The sequence below is a fragment of the Dyella japonica genome (assembly GCF_040545895.1).
GTDB lineage: Bacteria > Pseudomonadota > Gammaproteobacteria > Xanthomonadales > Rhodanobacteraceae > Dyella > Dyella japonica_D.
Genome location: NZ_JBEPMU010000003.1, coordinates 100,644 through 115,387, shown reverse-complemented (window position 1 = coordinate 115,387; position 14,744 = coordinate 100,644). Strand labels below are relative to the sequence as shown.

The window sequence follows — 14,744 nt, the reverse complement described above, 5'->3', positions numbered from 1 at the left end:
ACTCCCTTCCTGGGTCCGGGTGGACCCCAACAGGGAGAGGCTAAGTAGCCATTGCGACAGTTTTGCGAAGGAAGTTGCGGCAGCGCTTCAATTTGCGAAGCGCTTTGCGTTCCGCAGTGTGACCGGCATCGTCGACGTGGCGTGAACGATGCCGGTCATGTCGCTTCCTCAGGCCGCTTCGGCCTTCACCGTCTTGAGTTTGCGCGGACCCTGCAGCAGGGCCTGGCGCACGTGCGACACCACCAGATCGACTTCGTCGCTGGTGACCAGGAAGTGCGGCGTGAAACGCAGCGAGTTGGTGCCGCCATGGATCACGCCCACGCCACGCTCGCGCATGAACTCCTCGATGGAGTTGGCGCCGTAGCACTTGAACTCCGGCGCCAGCTCGCACGAGAACAGCAGGCCGGTGCCTTGCACCTTGGTGATCAGGCCGCCGAGTTCGTTCTTCAGCACGTTGAGCTTGTCGACGAATTCCTTACCGCGCTCGCGGATGTTGTTGCGCACCTCGTCGGTGAGCAGGTCGAGCGTGGCGAGAGCCACGTCGAGCGCGCGCGGGTTGGCCGTCATGGTGTTGCCGTAGATGCCCTTGCGATACAGCTCGGCGGTGCGCTCCGTCACGGCGAGCACCGAGAGCGGGTACTGGCCGGCGTTGAGTGCCTTGGAGAAGGTTTCCATGTCCGGCGGCGCGAGCTTCTCGAAGCCCGGATAGTCGGTGATCGACAACACGCCGTGCGCACGCAGGCCGGCCTGGATGGAGTCGACCAGCAGCAGCGAACCGTGTGCCTCGGTGAGCGCGCGCGCCTTCTGGTAGAACTCCGGCGTCACCGCGCGGCCCGGATCGCCTTCGCCCATCACCGGTTCCAGGAACATCGCTTCGATGAACCAGCCGTTCTTGTCCGCATCGGCGAACACGGCTTCCAGCTGCGCGATGTCGTACGGCTGCACGGTGAGCAGCGTGTCTTCGTGACGATAGCTGGCCAGGTGCTGCAGGTAGGTCTTGCGGGTGGAATCGGAATACAACGCCGGCTTGTCGGTGCGGCCGTGGAACGCGCCCTTCACGGCTACGCGCTTGATCGTGCGGCCTGCGTAGCGCGCGCCGGCGTCGGTCTGCAGCTTGGCATTGACGTCGGCGATGCGGCAGGCGAGGCCCACCGATTCCGAACCGGAATTGAGCGCGAGATAACGCGCGTACGGATTGCTGCCGCGGTGGCGGCCCAGTTCGCGATCCATCGCCTTGGCGAAGCGCATCTGCGAAATGCTCGGCGTCATCACGTTCGCCATCACCTGCGGACGCGCCAGCGCCGCGTCGATGGCCGCGTTGTTGTGGCCAAAGCCGAGCATGCCGTAGCCGCCGTTGTCGTGGATCACGGCGCCCTTGAAGCTCACCACCCACGGGCCGCGCGCGGCGGCGGGCAGGTACGGGTTGATGGCGTCGTCCGGATAGAAATTGACGAATGCCTTCTGCGCCTGCGCCATCTGTTCGGCTTCGTCGAGCTTGAGGAAGTCGCCCAGTTCGCTGCGCAGTTCGCGGTGACGCGCCACGGCGTCGCTGATCGCAAGCGCCAGGTCAGGATGGCTTGCGGCGAAGCGCTCGATGGTGGCGTCGTCGAGGCCATTGGTCTGCGGTGCGCCGCCGAATTCGCGCAGTTCGCGCAGCTGATCAATCACGCCCATGGGTTTCTCCTTCAAGGTCGACTTGCCTGCCGTCCCGATGGCATGCGTGCCGACGTGTCAACGAATGCAAAGGCGAAAGCGCGTGACCATTCAGCGCTTGCGCGGGCCCCAGAGCCTGTTTCCAATCTCTGCGGGCCATGTCGCACTGCGATCCATCACGGATGTGGCAACGCAACGACTGCCTGAGCATAGCGCGGCGCTGTCGCCGCCGGTACCCCGGGTGACGCTTGTCATGTATAGCAGTTGACGTGGTGAACTCCCGCCAAACCCTTGCGGTGCCTAGCATGGCGGGTAAGGAGGAGCCGCCATGATCCCGTCTGTCGCAGTCGTTGCCAGCCTGTCTGGTGCCATCAAACGTTACGGCGCTTTAACGGCGCTGGACGGTCTCGACCTCATGCTGCACCGCGGCGAATTGCTCGCCTTGCTGGGCCCCAACGGCGCCGGCAAAAGCACCGCCATCAGCTTGTTGCTGGGGCTGACGCGCGCGGATGCCGGCAAGGTGGAATTGTTCGGCAAGGATCCGCAGGACATCGACGCACGCCGCCGCATCGGCGTGATGCTGCAATCGGCGTTTCTTCCCTCCACGCTGACTGTATCGGAACTGTTACGCCTCACCATGAGCTACTACCCCGCGCCGCGTTCGATGGAAGAGAGCGCGGCGATGGCGGGCGTGAGCGATTTGCTGTCGCGACGTTACTCGGCGCTGTCGGGTGGACAGCAGCGTCGTGTGCAATTCGCGCTTGCCTTGTGCGGCCGGCCCGAATTGCTTTTTCTCGACGAACCCACCGTCGGCATGGATATCGATGCGCGACAGAAGTTGTGGGTGGCCATTCGCCGTCTCGTTGCCGAAGGTTGTGCCGTGGTGCTTACCACGCACTACCTGGAAGAAGCCGAGGCGCTCGCGCAACGCGTGGTGGTGCTCGGCAAGGGGCGCGTGCTGAGCGAAGGCAGCGTGGATGCGTTGCGCTCGCACGTGGCGGTAACGCGCATTCGCTGCAGCAGCGATCTCGATGTGGTGGCGCTGGCGCAATGGCCACACGTCTCGCACGCAGAGCGCGATGGTGCGCACATCCACCTGCATAGCGACGCGCCGGAGAACGTGCTGCGCCGACTGCTCGATGCCGATCCGGCGCTGTCGGAACTGGAAGTGCGCCGCGCCGGCCTGGCCGAGGCGTTCACCGAACTCACTCGCGAGTCCGCCACGGAAAAGGAGGCAGCGTGATGTCTGTTACGGCGGTAGAAATGACGTTTTCGTCCCGCATGACGCCACGCCGCCTGCTGGGTGCCTACATGGCAGAAGCGCGCAGCGAATGCCTGCGCTACTTCCGCTCGCCGGGCTTCCTGTTGCCGGTGACGCTGTTCCCCACGATGTTCTACCTGTTGTTTGGCATCGTGATGAATCACCACGCCGATGCGAACACGGCACGCTACCTGCTCGCCAGCTATGGCGTGTTCGGCGTGATGAGTCCGGGCCTGTTCGGTTTTGGCGTATCGCTGGCATTGGAACGCGAGAACGGGTTGCTCACGCTCAAGCGCGCGATGCCTATGCCGCCCGGCGCCTACCTGCTCGGCAAGATGATGATGGCGATGCTGGCCGCTGGCGTAGTGATGCTGTTGTTGCTCGTGCTGGCGGTGACGCTGGCACACGTGCAGCTGGGCGCAGTGCATGCTTTGGTGTTCCTGGTCACCGGGATGCTGGGCGTGCTGCCGTTCTGCGCCATGGGCATGCTGGTCGGCACGCTGGTGAAAGGGCAGGGCGCGCCGGGCGTGATCAACCTCATCTACCTGCCCATGTCGTTCCTGTCGGGCCTGTGGATTCCGCTTTCGGCGCTTCCCTCGGTGTTGCAGCAGATTGCGCCGATCTGGCCAAGCGCCCACCTGCAGCAGCTGGCCCTGGCTTCGCTGGGCCTGGGCCATTCGCAGGCCTGGCCGCACGTGCTGGTGTTGGTGGCCTACGGCGTGGGCTTCTTCCTGCTGGCGGCACGCCGCCTGCGTCGCGTCGGTTGAAGTAGCATGCATCACGGGCAGCCGGATCACGGGGAGATGGGCACGGTGCGTCAGTGGCTACGAGCTTGGTTTACGCCTGCGCCAGACTCCCTGGTGGCCATCGGGCTGCAGAAGGGCAAGTCGCCGTGGGTGGATGCCATCCATCTGCTGTGGTCCGTCTGGGTGTTCGTGATCCCGGCGTTCGACCACTACACCTTGCGCTGGGCCCTACTGACGCTGCTGAGCTATCCGCTGTTCCTGCTGCTGTATGCGCAGTGCTGCGTGTCCTCGCGCCGGCGGTCGCGCTATTTCGCGCTGACGCTGGTGGCCATGTCGATGCTGCTGTTGCCCTGGTATCCCAGCGGGCTGACCTATTTCGTCTACGGCACCATCATGCTGCGCAGCTGTCGCATGCCGCTGCGCAGCTATATGGGTCTGCTGGTGATCCTCAACCTCATGCTCATCGCCGAAGTATCGCTGTTGCATTACGCGTGGCAGGCGGTGGTGTGGATTCCGGTTACGTCGATCATCGTGGGCCTGGTGGTGCACGCGGAGCGCCTCAGCGAGGAGAAGGAGGCCGAGCTGCGCCTCTCGCACGACGAAGTGCGACGCCTTGCGGCGCTTGCCGAACGCGAACGCATCGGCCGCGACCTGCACGATCTGCTGGGGCACACGCTGTCACTGATCACCTTGAAGCTGGAGCTCTCGCGCAAGTTGTTCGACCGCGACAGCGAAGCCGCCAAACGCGAAATGGCCGAAGCCGAGCGCGTGGCGCGTCATGCGCTGTCGGAAGTTCGCATCGCGGTATCCGGCATTCGCGCCACGGATCTGGCCGCGGAACTGGCGGCGGCCCGGTTGATGCTGGGAGCCTCGGTGGTCTCTTTCGAATGCAGCGCGCTGCCGCCTTCGTTGCCCGTGGATGTGGAGCGCGGACTGGCGCTGGTACTGCGTGAGGCCGTGACCAACATCGCCCGGCATGCGCGCGCCAGCCACGCACGCGTGTCCACGGCGATCAGCAACCAGGCCTTGAAGCTGAGCATCGAGGATGACGGACGCGGTGGCATCGACGCGCATGGCAATGGCCTCAAGGGCATGCACGAACGCGTGCGTGCGCTCGGCGGCACGCTGGAAGTCGTGTCGCCGGCCGGTCAGGGCACGCGGCTGCTCATCACCGTGCCGCTGCGGTCGCGGCCGATGCTGCGTGATGCGGGCACGAGCGGGCAGGCACCGGATGCGGTAGCGGCAAGCTGGCCTCCACAGGAGCGGCACGCGACATGAACAACTGGCTCAAGCCGCATCCCGACTCCCTGCTCGGCAAGCTGGGCTCGCCCAGCTATCTGCGTTGGGAGGCGATGGCGAACCTCGTGTGGGTCGCCGCGTTGATCATCGGCCCCATGGCCGACCCCAGGGCCGTATGGACGCGCTGGCTGGTACCCACGCTGATCTCGGCGCCGCTGTATCTGTATTTCCACCTCAAGGTGTACACGGCGCCTTATCGCTACCTCGCCGGGTACGCCGCCGCCATCGCCGTGCTCGGCTGGCTCGTGTGGCCGTACAACGGCGTGGCGATGGGCTACGTGGTGTCGTCGGCGATGTGCTTTGCCTATCTGTCGTCGCTGCGTCGCTGGTTGACGGCGCTGGCGATCCTGGCCATCCCCACGGCCATCGTCGCCTACGAGCTGCATGCCTCGCCGTGGATCATGCTGCTGATCGGTTTCGTGTCGCTCACCTCGGGCTTCGGCCATTTCCTGCGCATGAACAATCAGCGCAGGGACGTGGCGCTGCGCCTGTCGCAGGAGGAAGTTCGACGCCTGGCCACGCTGGCCGAGCGCGAACGCATCGGCCGCGACCTGCATGATCTGCTCGGCCACACGCTGTCGCTGGTGGCGCTCAAATCCGAACTCGCACGCAAGCTCGCGCTGATCGACCCCGAGCGTGCGCAACGCGAGATGGAAGAAGTCGAACGCGTAGCGCGCCATGCCTTGGCGGAAGTGCGCACCGCCGTGACGGGTATGCGGCGCGGCGATCTCGCGGCGGAGCTGGTGTCGGCGCGCCTGATGCTGGAAGCCTCGGGCGTGGCCTTCAGCGGCAGCCTGCCGTGCGAGGCTCATCTCTCCGCGCAACTCGAAGCGCCCCTGGCCCTGGTGTTGCGCGAAGCCGTGACCAACGTCCACCGGCACGCCAGGGCAAACACGGCGAGGGTGGACTTCACCATCGACAAGCACAGTTTCCAGATGCAGATCAGCGACGACGGTTGCGGCGGCCTGAGCGCGCACGGCAACGGCGTGAGCGGCATGCGCGAACGCGTGCGCGCCCTGGGCGGCAACCTGCAGATCGATTCGCCGCTGCGTCGCGGCACGGTGCTGACGGTCACCGTGCCCATGGGCAAGGAAAAAGCGTCGGAGCTTCCGCAGGAGGAACAGTCCATCGTGTTGAACAACAGGAGTGCTGCATGATTCGTGTATTGCTGGCCGAAGACCAGGCGATGGTGCGCGGTGCGTTGTCCGCGCTGCTCAACCTCGAAAGCGACATCGAGGTGCTTGGTTCGGCGCCGGACGGCGAAGCGGCATGGCGCGACCTGCAACGCGTGAAACCCGACGTGCTCGTCACCGACATCGAGATGCCTGGACTGACCGGGCTGGAACTGGCGCAGCGCATCCAGCGCCATGAGCTGCCGATCAAGGTGATCATCGTGACCACGTTTGCGCGCCCGGGCTTCCTGCGCCGCGCGCTCGATGCCGGTGTCTCCGGTTACCTGCTGAAGGATGCGCCGGCGGAGAATCTCGCCGAAGCGCTGCGCATGGTCCATCGCGGTGGACGTGCCATCGATCCGCAGCTGGCGCTCGAAGCGTGGTCCGAAGCTGATCCGCTCAATGACCGCGAACGCCAGGTACTGCGCCTAGCCGGCGAAGGGCAGTCGGCGAACGACATCGCCACACAGCTCAACCTCTCGCATGGCACCGTGCGCAATTACCTGTCCGAAGCCATCGGCAAGCTTGGCGCAGCCAATCGCATCGAGGCGTATCGCCTGGCTCGGCAGAAGGGTTGGCTGTAGCCAAGAAGCCGCGTTTTCAGGCGGCCTCTGCTTTTTCCGGCCCCGGTCGGCACTTTGCGCGATAATGGCCTATTCGACGCCAGTATCCCGCCGTGAAGAAGACCGATTTCGATTTTGAGTTGCCGCCCGAGCTGATCGCGCAGGCGCCGTTGGCCGAACGTTCGGCGAGCCGTTTGTTGGTGCTCGATGTGGATGCGCAATCGCGCCAGGACCGTATGTTCCGCGAGCTGCCGGATTTCCTGCGCGAAGGCGACCTGCTGATCTTCAACGACACGCGCGTGTTGCCGGCGCGCCTGTACGGGCGCAAGGACACCGGTGGCCAGGTGGAAATCCTGATCGAGCGCGTCACCGGCGCGCACGAAGCCACCGTGCAACTGGGCGTGAGCAAGAAGCCGAAAGAGGGCGGTCGCATCGAACTGGCCGACGGCAGCCATGCGGTGGTGCTGGGGCGCGACGAATCGTTCTTCCGCCTGCGCTTCGAGTCGCCCGAGCCGCTGGAGCGCCTGCTGTTGAAGCTGGGCGAGATGCCGCTGCCGCCGTATATCGCGCGTCATGCTGATGCGAGCGACATGGAGCGCTATCAGACGGTGTTCGCACGCGAGCCTGGTGCGGTGGCCGCCCCCACGGCTGGCCTGCATTTCGACGAAACGATGCTGGCGACGCTGCGCGAGCGCGGCATCCAGTTCGGCTACGTGACGCTGCACGTGGGCGCGGGCACGTTCCAACCCGTGCGCGCGGATGACATCAAGGATCACCAGATGCACCGCGAATGGCTCAACGTGGGCGCGAGCCTGGTGGAGCAGATTCGCCGCACGCGTGCGGCGGGCGGTCGTGTCATCGCGGTGGGGACCACGGTGGTGCGTGCCCTGGAAAGCGCCGTGCGCGACGGCGAGCTGCAGCCGTTCGCGGGCGAAACGCAGATCTTCATCTTCCCCGGTTACAAGTTCAGCAGCATCGATGGACTGCTGACCAACTTCCATCTGCCGCAGTCGACGCTGTTGATGCTGGTGTCGGCACTGGCGGGGCGCGACTTCATGCTGGGTTCGTATCGGCACGCGGTGGAGCAGAAGTACCGCTTCTTCTCGTATGGCGATGCGATGTTGATTTTGCCGCGAGGCTGAGTTTCTTCGCTCGTCATTCCGGCGCACGCCAGAATCCAGAGCCTCAGGAGCCGGCTATCGCGAAGGGCTGAACATGCTTTCCGCAACAAGCCATCACACTCGCACTGGATTCCGGCCTACGCCGGAATGACGAGCAACGTGAGACCGGCCCGGCGTCAGCGGAAGTCCCGCGTCCAGCGAAAAAGCGCCAAAGCGCGAAACAGGCGATAATCGCCCGATGACTTCCCTGACTTTCGACATCCAGGCCACCGATGGCGCGGCCCGCCGTGGCCGTCTCACGTTCGACCGCGGCACGGTGGAAACGCCGGCCTTCATGCCCGTGGGCACCTATGGCTCGGTGAAGGCGATGACGCCGCGGGACATCCGCGAGATCGGCGCCGAGATCATCCTGGGCAACACCTTTCACCTGTTCCTGCGCCCCGGCCTCGAGGTGGTGGAACGGTTCGGCGGCCTGCACAAGTTCATCGGCTGGGACAAGCCCATCCTCACGGACTCGGGCGGTTTCCAGGTGTTCTCGCTGGCGCACAAGCGCAAGATCACCGAGGAAGGCGTGGCATTCGCATCGCCGGTGGATGGCTCGAAGGTGTTCCTGTCCCCGGAAGAATCGATGCGCATCCAGAAGGTGCTCGATTCGGACATCGCGATGATCTTCGACGAGTGCACGCCGTATCCCGCGACGGAAAAGGTGGCTTCCACCTCGATGGAGCTGAGCCTGCGCTGGGCGGAGCGTTCGCGCCGCGCGTTCGATGACTTGAAGAATCCCAACGCGTTGTTCGGCATCGTGCAGGGCAGCGTGTACGAAAACCTGCGCCGCCGCTCGGCCGAAGGCCTGGTGAACATCGGCTTCGACGGTTACGCCGTGGGCGGCCTCGCCGTGGGCGAGCCGGAAGCCGAGCGCAACCACACGCTCGACTTCACCGTGCCGCTGTTGCCGCAGGACAAGCCGCGCTACCTGATGGGCGTGGGCCGTCCGGAAGACATTGTGGAAGCGGTGCGCCGCGGCATCGACATGTTCGATTGCGTGATGCCCACGCGCAACGCACGCAACGGCTTCCTCTTCACGGATGAAGGCACGGTGCGCATCCGCAACGCGAAGTTCGCGCTCGACACCCGCGTGATCGAGGAAGGCTGCGACTGCTACGCCTGCAGCAACGGCTTCAGCCGCGCGTACCTGCGCCACCTCGATCGCTGCAACGAGATCCTCGGCAGCCAGCTCGCCACCATGCACAACCTGCGTCACTACCAGCGTTTGATGGCGGGGCTGCGCGGGGCGATTGCGGAGGGGAAGCTGGAGGACTTTGTGGCGGAGTTTTATGCGCGGCGCGCGGGTGGGGTATCCGACTGAGGCTTGGAATGTAGCCCCCACTTCCAGACAAAGCCTCGATGCTCGTCATCCCGGCCCTTGCCCCCTTTGGGGTGCGCCGGAATGACGAGTAGAAGGCGTTTTCGGCCCGCGCCCAATAGCGGAAGGGGTGTCCAAGGGAACCTTGACCCTCCTTCCCCGGTCCAGTCCCTTGCAATCCACGCCTCGCGACGCCAGAACCCTTCACGGGCGGGCCTTGCGGCGCATGCAGGGGCCGGGGGCGCGTGGCATAATCCACGATCTTTTATCAGGTGTTGGCAGAAAACCCTGCCGATACCGCTACTTGCGAGACGAGCTGATGACCTTTCCGATGTCCTACGTGATTGCCCAGGCCGCTCCCGCAGCCGCTCCCGGGGGAAATCCCCTGGTGGGCCTGGCCCTGCCGATCCTGCTGCTGGTGGTCATGTTCTTCGTCATGATCCGTCCGCAGATGAAGCGCCAGAAGGAGCATCGCGCCATGCTCTCGGCTCTGGCCAAGGGCGACGAAGTGGTCACCAACGGCGGCATTGCCGGCCGGGTGGAAGAGATCGGTGAGAGCTTCATCACGGTCGAGATCGCACCGAACGTGAAGATCAAGGTGCAGAAGGGCGCCGTGCAGCAGGTCCTGCCCAAGGGCTCGCTGAAGTCGTCCTGACGACTTGCCGGGGCGGAGGGGCTCCGGTTCCACACGATGCATTGCTCGCCGCGGCTGCCTCTGCCGCGGCTTTTGACGGATTCAAGGCATGAGTGATTTTCCACGCTGGAAATATGCGCTGGTCGCCATCGTATTGGTGCTCGGCATTGTCTATGCGTTGCCCAATGTGTTCCTGCCGGTGCCTGCCGTGCAGATCACGGCCAACCGCAATGGCACGGTTGACCAGGCGCTCGAACAAAAGGTCACCGACGCGCTGAAGAAGGCCAACGTCGCCAGCACCGGTGTCGAGCTCAATGGCGATCATCTGCTCGCCAGCTTCGCCAATGCCGACGTGCAGAAGAGCGCGGCCGACGCCATCAAGGCATCGCTGGGCGACGACTACACGGTGGCCTTCAACCTGAAGTCCACGGTGCCGCATTGGTTGAATGCCATCGGCGCCAAGTCGATGCCGCTGGGTCTCGACCTTCAGGGCGGCGTGCACTTCCTCATGCAGGTCGATCAGAACGACGTGATCGACAAGCAGGAAACGCGCTATGCGGACGACATCCGCAGCCTGCTGCGCGAAAAGAACATCCGTTACGACTCGGTGGTGCGCAACGCGCAGCGCGGGCAGGGCGTGTCGGTGGTGCTCAAGAGCGCCGAAGACCGCGTGGCTGCCTCCAATGCCATTGCCGCGGACTATCCGGACCTGTCGGTGACGGACGCGAGCCCCACCGGCGATCGTTTCCCGCTCAATGCGGTGGTTCGTCCGGACAAGGCGCGTGAGCTCTCGCTCAACACCATTCGCCAGAACCTTGGCACGCTGCGCAACCGTATCAACGCGCTGGGTGTGTCCGAGCCGATCATCCAGCAGCAGGGCGACAGCCGCATCGTGGTCGAGCTGGCCGGCGTGCAGGACACCGCCGAAGCCAAGAAGATCATCGGTGCCGTGGCCACGCTGGAATACCGTTCCGGCTACGGCACGCCGCAGCAGGCCGTGGACGCTGCCCGCACGGGCATCGTTCCGCCCGACGCGCGCCTCTACAAGGATCGCGACGGCCGCCCGTACCTGCTGAGCAAGAACATCATCGTCACCGGCGACCAACTGGTGGATGCCTCGTCCAGCTTCGACCAGCAGAGCGGCAGCCCGGCAGTGTCGGTGACGCTCAACGCGGCTGGCGCCAAGAAGATGCTCGACTTCACCACCGGCAACGTCGGCAAGCCGATGGGTGTGGTGTACGTGGAGCGCGTGGTCGACACCAAGATCGTCGACGGCAAGGAAGTGCGCACGCCGAAGGTCACGGAAGAAGTGATCAACTACGCCACCATCAACGGCGTGTTCGGCAAGAACTTCCAGACCACCGGCCTGCGCAGCCCGAAGGAAGCGTCCGACCTCGCGTTGCTGCTGAAGGGTGGTTCGCTGGCGGCGCCGGTGGACATCGTCGAAGAACGCGTGATCGGTCCCAGCCTGGGTCAGGACAACATCGCCAAGGGACTGCGCGCCGTGACGCTCGGTCTAGCGCTGGTGCTGCTGGCCGCTGCGTTCTACTACAAGCTCTTCGGCCTGGTGGCCGACGTGGCGCTGTTCTTCAACCTGGTGATCCTGATCGCGGTGATGTCGGCCGTGGGCGTGACGCTCACCATGCCGGGCATTGCCGGTATCGTGCTCACGCTGGGTATGGCCATCGATGCGAACGTGCTGATCTGCGAACGCATTCGCGAAGAACTGCGCAACGGCTCCTCGCCGCACGCCGCGATCCGCGCCGGTTACGACAAGGCGTGGGCGACCATTCTCGACGCCAACGTCACCCACCTTATCGCCGCACTCGCACTGACCACGATGGGCTCAGGCCCGATCAAGGGCTTCGGCGTGACGCTGCTGATCGGTATCCTGACCTCGATGTTCACCTCGGTCACCGTGACGCATGCCATCACCGCGTTGATCCACGGTCATCGCAAGCTCAAGACGCTGTCGGTCTGAGGAAGAGACACAGATGGAAATTTTCAATCACAACGCAAACGTGAACTTCCTCGGCATGAGGAAGATCAGCGTGGGCATCGCCATCCTGCTGATGATCGCGTCCATCACGCTCATCGCGGTGAAGGGACTCAACTACGGCCTGGACTTCACCGGCGGCGTGTCGCTGGTGGTGGATTACGACAACGCGGTGCAGGTTGGCGAAGTGCGTGATGCCCTTGAGAAGGGCGGCATGGAGCACGCGCTGGTGCAGAGCCTGGGCGGTACCAAGGAAGTGTCCATCCGCCTGCAGCCGAAGGACGATCCGAAGTCGGGCGTCGACAACGGCGGCAAGGTGAACCTGGACAAGATCGCCGATGACGTCACCAAGACGCTGCAGGTGGCGCGCCCCGATGCCAAGCTCAAGAGCCGCGACTACGTGGGTTCCGCCGTGGGCGAGGAGCTGCGCAGCGACGGCATCCTGGCGGCCATCGTGGTGATCGTGGGCATTGGCCTGTACCTCGGTATTCGCTTCGAATGGCGTTTTGCGGTGGCGGCCATTGCCACTGAAGCACATGACGCGCTGATCACCGTGGGCATCTTCGCGCTCATGCAGCGTGAGTTCGACCTGACGGTGCTTGCGTCGGTGCTGGCGGTGATCGGTTACTCGATCAACGACAAGGTGGTGGTGTTCGACCGCGTGCGCGAACTATTCCGCCTGGCCCGCAAGGCCGAGCCGGAAGAGATCCTCAACCGCTCGATCAACAACACGCTGTCGCGAACCATCATCACCGCACTGTTCACCGCCATCACCATGGCTGCGCTGTATTTCTTCGGCGGCCCGGCCGTGCATGGCTTCGCCATCACCATGCTGATCGGTATCCTGGTGGGTACGCTGTCGTCCATCTTCGTGGCAAGCCCGATCCTGCTGTGGCTGGGCGTGTCCAAGCAGGACCTGATGCCCAAGACCAAGGAAAATCCGGAGCTGGCGCGTCGGCCGTAAGCGGATCGCGTTGCTTCGCTGGACAAGAAAAGGCCCGGGATTTCCCGGGCCTTTTTTTGCCTTTCCAGGAGACCGGCAGATGGTTCGGCGTAATCGCGTGGAAGGTTTCTCTGATTGAACGCCTCTCGCGCCGAACGCTAGGATGCGTCAGCACAGCTACGACTATTTCGAATGCCTCGAGCACCCAATCTTTGGCTTGAATTCATTGCCGTGTTGCTGGGGCGCCCAAGGCCGAGTGCCCGAGTGGCCGCAGGCTATCCGGCAGGGCGACGCTTCAGTACTTCCAACGGCCCAGTCGGCAGTGTGCTGGTGCCCGTGATGATCATCGGACTGCTTGGCGACTTTCCGCTTTCGTGGGTACTTATAACGCTATGCCGTCCCGCGCATCCCGGGCTGATCCATGGTGCTGTCTTCGGCGCAGGTCTTTTTGCGGTTGGGTGGGCGTTAGCCGTGCGCAGCGTAAGCAGCGCCATTCCCCATGTGATTGACGAGCGGACGTTGTGGCTTGGCGGCGGTACTCGTTATGAGGGGAGCATTTCGCGTGCCTTGATCCACAGCGTTCACACATTCCAGGAATCACGTTACGCCTGGGCAGCGGCTAATCAGTTGCATCTGAGCGATGTCCTGATTGTGAGTCGGCCCGACTCTCCCAACGTGGCCATTGAGCTTGAAGATTCCGCCATGAATCAGGTGCGCCTGTCCAGGAAAGGGAAGGTCATTGCACCACGACGTTGGATCCTGCTTTACGCAGATCGGCCGAAAGATCTGGCCGCAGCGCTCTCATCGAAAGCGCTAGCCGCAGCCTGAGAACCCCTCAGGCTGTTTCGGTCGAAGCCTGTATAGGTGGCGTTTCGTCGGGCGACTCTTGCGCGACATGCGCCGGCTGCATCACATGATGCGCCAACCCATGCAGGTCCAACTGATCAACGGGAATCGGACGATAGTCCGGCCCGAACGCCACCTCGCCAAACTTCCAGCCTTCGAGTCGACGCACCGCGCCCCAGAAGCGCTTGGCCGCATTCCAGTGCAGGCCGACAAGATTGCGGTTGTTGTCGTCGTCCACCATCGGATCGCCCACGCCGGTGGGGCGCAGCGGTTCGTTGTACAGGGCGGTGCCGAAGATCACGTCCCAGATGGAGAACACCTGGCCGAAGTTGCAGTTGTGCAGGTTGGGCCGGGTGGGGTCCACCAGCATGTGGTGCAGGCGGTGGAACTTGGGCGAGACCAACACGCGGTTGAACACGGGGCCGAAGGCGATGCGCACGTTGGCGTGCGAGAAGTTCTGCACCAGTTCGCCCATCAGCACGAGCCACGCGAATTGTTCGGGGTCCACGCCCATCACGATGCCGACGGTGGCGAGGATCATCGACTGGATGAAGCCGTCGATGAGGCTGCCGCGGTCGTTGGTCCAGCAGCTCATCTGGCGCGTGCTGTGGTGCATGCTGTGCAGCGCCCACCACCACGGCAGCGCGTGCTGCAGGCGATGCATCCAGTAGTACACGAGGTCGTAGACCACGTAGTAGCAGCCGAACAGCAGCCACGGATGCTGCTTCAGCCACGGCACCCAATGGGTGATGGCAAGCGGCGAGGCGCTGGCATCGCCGGGGCCGGTATCCGGGCCGCCGAAGTAATTGGCGATGGGCGTGAGGATGAGATAGCTGAAGATCGGGAAGATGCCGACCAGCATCAGCACGGTGTACTGGAAATCGACCTTGGTGAGCTTGCGATGCTCCCACTTTTCCGCCGGCACCACGCTTTCCAGCGGGCGGAAGATGAGCCCGATCACGCAGAGCTGAAACGCAGCGATAAGCAGCGAAGCGGAGATGTCGTTCGGATCGCCGGCCAGACCTTCCAGGTGCAGGAACTGCAGCAGCGGCAGCACGCCGTGGCTGGCGAACCAGCTGACCAGATGGGACCACAGTTCGGACATCGTCGACACCTTGCGAGTTGCTGGTCGGCTCTGCAGGCGGAA

General features: G+C 64.1%; 13 protein-coding genes. 11 read left to right on the top strand and 2 right to left on the bottom strand.

The genetic code is table 11. The features are described from left to right. Nucleotides 1-168: 168 nt before the first annotated feature. A complete protein-coding gene (locus ABIC75_RS10725) occupies nucleotides 169-1,674 on the bottom strand; it encodes an aminotransferase class III-fold pyridoxal phosphate-dependent enzyme (protein ID WP_354013852.1) in 1,506 nt (501 codons plus the stop codon). A 307-nt stretch (nucleotides 1,675-1,981) separates the two neighbouring features. Between ABIC75_RS10725 and ABIC75_RS10720 the strand changes: the two genes are divergently transcribed. The 11 genes from ABIC75_RS10720 (at nucleotide 1,982) to ABIC75_RS10670 (ending at nucleotide 13,579) form a co-directional block, all read left to right on the top strand. Next, nucleotides 1,982-2,896: an ABC transporter ATP-binding protein gene (locus tag ABIC75_RS10720; protein ID WP_354013851.1), complete on the top strand. Its 915-nt coding sequence runs from the start codon at nucleotides 1,982-1,984 to the stop codon at nucleotides 2,894-2,896. 20 nt (nucleotides 2,897-2,916) lie between these two features. After that, complete coding sequence (locus ABIC75_RS10715; protein ID WP_354013850.1) at nucleotides 2,917-3,681, top strand: ABC transporter permease; 765 nt, start codon at nucleotides 2,917-2,919, stop codon at nucleotides 3,679-3,681. 36 nt (nucleotides 3,682-3,717) lie between these two features. Beyond that, nucleotides 3,718-4,938, top strand: a complete 1,221-nt coding sequence (locus ABIC75_RS10710; protein ID WP_436407920.1) for a sensor histidine kinase — start codon at nucleotides 3,718-3,720, stop codon at nucleotides 4,936-4,938. Next, complete coding sequence (locus ABIC75_RS10705; RefSeq protein WP_354013848.1) at nucleotides 4,935-6,116, top strand: sensor histidine kinase; 1,182 nt, start codon at nucleotides 4,935-4,937, stop codon at nucleotides 6,114-6,116. Before ABIC75_RS10710 ends, ABIC75_RS10705 begins: the two co-directional genes overlap by 4 nt. Then, nucleotides 6,113-6,715, top strand: a complete 603-nt coding sequence (locus ABIC75_RS10700) for a response regulator transcription factor (protein ID WP_354013847.1) — start codon at nucleotides 6,113-6,115, stop codon at nucleotides 6,713-6,715. Before ABIC75_RS10705 ends, ABIC75_RS10700 begins: the two co-directional genes overlap by 4 nt. 92 nt (nucleotides 6,716-6,807) lie before the next feature. Continuing rightward, the gene (gene queA / locus ABIC75_RS10695) at nucleotides 6,808-7,836 is read left to right on the top strand and encodes a tRNA preQ1(34) S-adenosylmethionine ribosyltransferase-isomerase QueA (protein WP_354013846.1); all 1,029 of its coding nucleotides are present in this window, start codon (nucleotides 6,808-6,810) and stop codon (nucleotides 7,834-7,836) included. Nucleotides 7,837-8,053: 217 nt separating this feature from the next. Continuing rightward, nucleotides 8,054-9,181 carry a tRNA guanosine(34) transglycosylase Tgt gene (tgt, locus tag ABIC75_RS10690; RefSeq protein ID WP_354013845.1) on the top strand — a complete coding sequence of 376 codons (1,128 nt, stop codon included), beginning with the start codon at nucleotides 8,054-8,056 and terminating at the stop codon, nucleotides 9,179-9,181. 316 nt (nucleotides 9,182-9,497) lie between these two features. Then, nucleotides 9,498-9,833 carry a preprotein translocase subunit YajC gene (gene yajC, locus ABIC75_RS10685; protein WP_354013844.1) on the top strand — a complete coding sequence of 112 codons (336 nt, stop codon included), beginning with the start codon at nucleotides 9,498-9,500 and terminating at the stop codon, nucleotides 9,831-9,833. Between the two features lie 88 nt (nucleotides 9,834-9,921). After that, the gene (gene secD / locus ABIC75_RS10680; RefSeq protein ID WP_354013843.1) at nucleotides 9,922-11,793 is read left to right on the top strand and encodes a protein translocase subunit SecD; all 1,872 of its coding nucleotides are present in this window, start codon (nucleotides 9,922-9,924) and stop codon (nucleotides 11,791-11,793) included. Between the two features lie 13 nt (nucleotides 11,794-11,806). Then, complete coding sequence (gene secF / locus ABIC75_RS10675) at nucleotides 11,807-12,772, top strand: protein translocase subunit SecF (RefSeq protein WP_354013842.1); 966 nt, start codon at nucleotides 11,807-11,809, stop codon at nucleotides 12,770-12,772. A gap of 243 nt (nucleotides 12,773-13,015) precedes the next feature. Beyond that, nucleotides 13,016-13,579 carry a hypothetical protein gene (locus tag ABIC75_RS10670; RefSeq protein WP_354013841.1) on the top strand — a complete coding sequence of 188 codons (564 nt, stop codon included), beginning with the start codon at nucleotides 13,016-13,018 and terminating at the stop codon, nucleotides 13,577-13,579. A gap of 7 nt (nucleotides 13,580-13,586) precedes the next feature. Here the strand turns inward: ABIC75_RS10670 and ABIC75_RS10665 are convergent, their stop codons facing one another. Continuing rightward, nucleotides 13,587-14,702 (bottom strand): sterol desaturase family protein, encoded by a 1,116-nt coding sequence (locus ABIC75_RS10665; protein WP_354013840.1) that lies wholly within the window; start codon nucleotides 14,700-14,702, stop codon nucleotides 13,587-13,589. Nucleotides 14,703-14,744: the final 42 nt, after the last annotated feature.

Excerpts from the sequence above, each read along its gene's own strand:
- ABIC75_RS10725 (WP_354013852.1), bottom strand. The coding sequence starts at position 1,674 with ATGGGCGTGATTGATCAGCTGCGCGAACTGCGCGAATTCGGCGGCGCA.
- ABIC75_RS10720 (WP_354013851.1), top strand. The coding sequence starts at position 1,982 with ATGATCCCGTCTGTCGCAGTCGTTGCCAGCCTGTCTGGTGCCATCAAA.
- ABIC75_RS10715 (WP_354013850.1), top strand. The coding sequence starts at position 2,917 with ATGACGTTTTCGTCCCGCATGACGCCACGCCGCCTGCTGGGTGCCTAC.
- ABIC75_RS10710 (WP_436407920.1), top strand. The coding sequence starts at position 3,718 with ATGGGCACGGTGCGTCAGTGGCTACGAGCTTGGTTTACGCCTGCGCCA.
- ABIC75_RS10705 (WP_354013848.1), top strand. The coding sequence starts at position 4,935 with ATGAACAACTGGCTCAAGCCGCATCCCGACTCCCTGCTCGGCAAGCTG.
- ABIC75_RS10700 (WP_354013847.1), top strand. The coding sequence starts at position 6,113 with ATGATTCGTGTATTGCTGGCCGAAGACCAGGCGATGGTGCGCGGTGCG.
- tgt (WP_354013845.1), top strand. The coding sequence starts at position 8,054 with ATGACTTCCCTGACTTTCGACATCCAGGCCACCGATGGCGCGGCCCGC.
- yajC (WP_354013844.1), top strand. The coding sequence starts at position 9,498 with ATGACCTTTCCGATGTCCTACGTGATTGCCCAGGCCGCTCCCGCAGCC.
- secD (WP_354013843.1), top strand. The coding sequence starts at position 9,922 with ATGAGTGATTTTCCACGCTGGAAATATGCGCTGGTCGCCATCGTATTG.
- secF (WP_354013842.1), top strand. The coding sequence starts at position 11,807 with ATGGAAATTTTCAATCACAACGCAAACGTGAACTTCCTCGGCATGAGG.
- ABIC75_RS10665 (WP_354013840.1), bottom strand. The coding sequence starts at position 14,702 with ATGTCCGAACTGTGGTCCCATCTGGTCAGCTGGTTCGCCAGCCACGGC.